The 4,250-nt window shown below is 68.8% G+C and carries 4 protein-coding genes; all 4 read left to right on the top strand.

What is annotated here, in order from left to right:
- Positions 1-1,492: sugar transferase (locus VHB92_RS05265; RefSeq protein WP_325452128.1), on the top strand; the 1,492-nt coding region annotated here is incomplete at its 5' end.
- A gap of 23 nt (positions 1,493-1,515) precedes the next feature.
- On the top strand, positions 1,516-2,307 hold the full coding sequence (locus VHB92_RS05260) for a class I SAM-dependent methyltransferase (protein WP_325452126.1): 792 nt from the start codon (positions 1,516-1,518) through the stop codon (positions 2,305-2,307).
- The gene (locus VHB92_RS05255; RefSeq protein WP_325452124.1) at positions 2,304-3,524 is read left to right on the top strand and encodes an acyltransferase; all 1,221 of its coding nucleotides are present in this window, start codon (positions 2,304-2,306) and stop codon (positions 3,522-3,524) included. Before VHB92_RS05260 ends, VHB92_RS05255 begins: the two co-directional genes overlap by 4 nt.
- A gap of 7 nt (positions 3,525-3,531) precedes the next feature.
- Entirely contained in the window at positions 3,532-4,188 is a 657-nt protein-coding gene (locus VHB92_RS05250; protein ID WP_325452122.1) for a PKD domain-containing protein, read from the top strand.
- Positions 4,189-4,250 lie beyond the last annotated feature (62 nt).

Here is a 4,250-nt window from a genome sequence, read left to right as displayed (position 1 = left end):
AACGCACGATCCCTACGGTCCGGAGGGAGAACCCTCGGACCCGGGAGAGGCCGTCGTGACCGCACTGGCCCTGCACGCCGACGACCAGGCGCTGTGGCGGAGCGTCCCGACCGAGCACCCACATAGCCTCGCCACCCCGCTGCCGCTGTGGCGCCGCCGCTACGTCTTCTCCATCGTCGTGGGCGACTTCACCATCGCGACGCTCACGGGCGCGGCCGTGACCGTCGCCAGCATCGGCAACGGCAGCGCCGCCCACAACGGGGCGCTGACCGTCGCGATCGCCGTCGCTTGGACGCTGCTGCTGTGGTTCGGCCGGGCCTACGAGCAGCGGTTCCTCGCCGAGGGCACCGAGGAGTACCGCCGCGTCGCCAGCGCCTGGTTGCGGCTGGTTGCGCTCATCTCGTTCGTCAGCTTCATCGCCAAGTCCCCCACGAGCCGGCTGTTCGTCGGTGTCACCGTGCCGGCCATCGGCGCCCTTTCCCTGCTGCTGCGCCTCGGGTGCCGCACCGTGCTCACCCGCGTGCGCGCGCAGGGCGGCGCGCGGCACCAGGTCGTCGTCGTCGGCCGCAGCGACTCCGTGGCCAAGCTCGCGGCCCGGCTGCGGGACGACCCACGGTGCGCCTGGAACGTCGTCGCGATCTGCGCGCAGGACGAAGAAGACGCGCTCGACGTCGTGCTCGCCGTCAAGCTGCACGGGGCCGACACCGTCGCCATCGCCGCCGACAGCGGCCTGGCCGATGTCGAGATGCGCCGGCTGGGCTGGGCGCTCGAAGGCATCGGCGTCGACATGATGCTCAGCACCGACCTCATCGAGGTCGCCGGCCCCCGCATCCACGTCCGCGCGGTCGACGGCATGCCGCTGCTGCACGTCTCGACGCCGCAGATCGCCGGCTCGCGCCGGCTGTTGAAGACCTTGATGGACCGAGGCTCCGCCATGGTGCTGATCCTGGTGCTGTCGCCGGTGTTCCTCGTGCTCGCCATCGCGGTGCGCACCACCGGACGGGGCGTCATCTTCCGGCAGAAGCGCGTCGGCCGGGCCGGCGAGCTGTTCACCGTCTACAAGTTCCGCACCATGACGCGGGACGCCGAGCAGCGCCTGGCCGAGCTGGGCCAGCTGAACGAGCACTCCGACGGGCCGCTGTTCAAGATCAGGAACGACCCGCGCATCACGTCGGTGGGCAAGCACCTGCGCCGCTGGTCTCTCGACGAGCTGCCGCAGCTGTTCAACGTCCTGCTCGGCCACATGTCGCTCGTCGGCCCCCGGCCGCCGCTGCCCTCGGAGGTCGCGACCTACGGAGACGACGTCCGGCGCCGCCTGCTGGTCAAGCCCGGCGTCACCGGCCTGTGGCAGGTCAGCGGCCGCAGCGACCTGTCGTGGGAGCAGAGCATCCGCCTCGACCTGTCCTACGTCGAGAACTGGTCGATGGCCCTGGACCTGACGATCCTGTGGCGAACCCTGGGCGCCGTCGTGCGCGGCAGCGGCTCCTACTGAGCAGAATCAGCCGCAGAGCATCCGTGTCCCCGGACAGACACGCGCCGGCCGGTTCGGCAGATGCGCGGCGCAAGCAGCGGGCGAAGCAGCTCGTCCGCGCCGTCATCGGTGAGCCCTACGTCGGGAAAAGGTTGAAGCAGGCGCGCATGGAGCGCGCGCTGGATCGTCTCGACCTCGATCCGGCTGCGATCCTCGACGCCGGGTCCGAGGATGCGACATTCGTGTATTGGCTCGCGGACCGATACGTCACGGCGACGGTTTTGGCGGTTGACGTCGATGCTGCGGCGATCGCAGCGTGCATCGACGTGATGCCAGAACGCTACGCGCAACGCGTGGCGTTTCGCTGTGAGACCCTCGCTGACCTGCCGGCCGAGTCCTTTGACCTCGTCACTGCGTTTGACGTGCTGGAACACATCGACGATGACATAGGCGCCGTGCACGAGCTCGTCCGCGCGCTCCGTCGGGGCGGGCACCTCCTGGTGCACGTGCCGCGAAACCGGTGGACGCACACGAACGGTCAAGTCGAGGTCGTCCCCGACGACGAGGCGTGGCGCATCAACCCCGGTCATGTGCGCATGGGATACAGCCCGGAATCGCTGCGGGCGCTGCTCGAAGGCGCGGGTCTCGTCGTCGTCGAGGTGGACATTTGGCTGCGGCGGTGGGCCGTGCGCGCGCACCGCGTCTACCGTCGCCTCGAGCACCCGGCGCCCTTGCGGCTGCTGAGCATCCCGGTGACGAACCTGTTCGGACACCTTGATCGATATCGGCCCGCTGAGGAAGGCAATGCGGTGTGGGCCGTCGCGCAAAAGCGATGACGGGGACGCGCGGCGACGTCGATGTCGGACAGCCGTCGGCGCACCTGCGTGCCGGCCGGAGACGCCTCGACCACATCGACGCGATCCGCGCGGTGGCCGCGCTCTTCGTCTTCTTCCTGCACGTCCGCGGCTTCTGGTTGCCGCGTCCGAGCGGCCATGGGTTGTCGTTCATCGTCGATCGCATCGCGGCGCAGGGGGCGGCAGGCGTCGATGTGTTCGTGGTGCTCAGCGGCTTCTGCTTGACATACCCGCTGGTCCTCGGCCAGGGCGCGACGTTCCGACGGCTGTGGGTATCCGCGTTCTACAAGCGTCGGGCGCTGCGGCTCTTGCCTGCCTACTACGCCGTGCTGATCGTGGTCGTGGCGCTCGAGATGGTGCCTAGCTTGGCGCGTCGTCTCGTCGGTCCTCGTCCGAGCGCGACGGACATCGTGGCGAACGCTCTGCTCCTGCAACCGTTCGACAACCACACGCTCGGCTCGGTGAACGGGCCGATGTGGTCCATATCTCTCGAGTTCCAGCTGTACCTGCTGTTCCCGGTGATGCTGTGGCTGGTCACCAGGTCTGGATGGAGGGTGACCGTTGGCGGCACCATCCTGCTGGCCTTCGGCACCGACGTCGTCGGACGGTGGTACGACCACCACCACGCTGCCAGCGCATTGAGCGGGCTGTACCAGTTCTCGCTTCCTGCGCACCTCTTCCAATTCGTTCTGGGGATGCTGGCCGCGTCACTGCTCGCCCGCCGTGCAATGGTCCCGCTCGCGTCAACGGCGGTTGGCGGAGTCGTCGCGCTGGCGGTCGGTGCAGTGGGCACCATCGCTGGCGAGGAGTTCCTTCGCACGTTCGGCTACGGGGTGTTCGCGGCGACGCTGGTGATCATCGGGAGCGCGATCCCCGACCGCTTCTTCGAGGGCGCCTCATCGCCGCTGCGCGCCCTGACTCGCCTTGGACTCGTTTCGTTCAGCTTCTACCTAGTGCATCAGCCGGTCATCCTGCTGCTCGGAGGGCTCGCGGGCTCGCTCGTTGGTCACGCAACGATCCCGCTCTACCTGTTGGGAGCGGCCCTGGCAGTGGCCCTTTGGGGTGTTGCCGCGGTGCTGTTCCGTGTCCTCGAAGAGCCGTTCCTACGCCGAGGCTCGATGTTGCGCGTGACCGAGGAGGCCTCAGGACGCGGCAGTTCACCCCAACGAGCCGACAGGTCTGCGCCGAACGGCCGATAGTTGTTGCATGGCCGTAGCACGCCGGGCGCTGCCCCTCGCCCTCGCCGTCGTCCTCGCCCCTGCCGCCGCGGCGGCTCACGCGTCCACGCCCGCGCCGAAGCCGAAGATCGTGATCGGGGTCGACGGCGTGGAGGGCAAGACCGGCAAGACCGCGCTCGGGGGCACGTTCTTCGACCTGTCCGACTCGGTGGCGACCAAGGGCCACAAGCTCACGACGGCCACGCTGCGGTTCGGTGACAAGACCAAGCCGCGGACGTTCAAGGGCAACCCGGTCAACTGGCAGGTCGATCACACCTACGTGAAGACCGGGGCGTACACGATCACGGTCACGGTGAAGCAGAACAACGGCGTGACCAACACGCGCAAGGAGCGGGTGAGCGTCTACGTCCCGCCCTCGGTGACGGTCAACGGGCCGGTCACGTCCGTCTACGTCGGGCAGTCCGTCACCGTGAGCACGGCGACCGCCACCCCGGCCGGCACGCACTGGCAGAGCTACGCCTACACCTGGGGCGACACCAACGCGCAGACCGTGAAGGCGGGCGCGCCGCCGGCCTCGTTCAGCCACGTCTTCACCAAGACCGGCACGTTCATCTTCGGCCTCGCGGTGTCCAACGACGCCAACGGCACGGCCAGCGGCTCCTACGCCATCACCGTCCGTAACTGAGCGGGCGAGGCACCGTCGCTCCGTCACGCGAACGAGTGGCGGGTCGCGCTGACCGTCGTCCG

The organism is Humibacter sp., from assembly GCF_035547335.1.
In the GTDB taxonomy this organism is placed as follows: domain Bacteria; phylum Actinomycetota; class Actinomycetes; order Actinomycetales; family Microbacteriaceae; genus Humibacter.
This window is presented reverse-complemented; position numbering and strand designations above follow the sequence as displayed.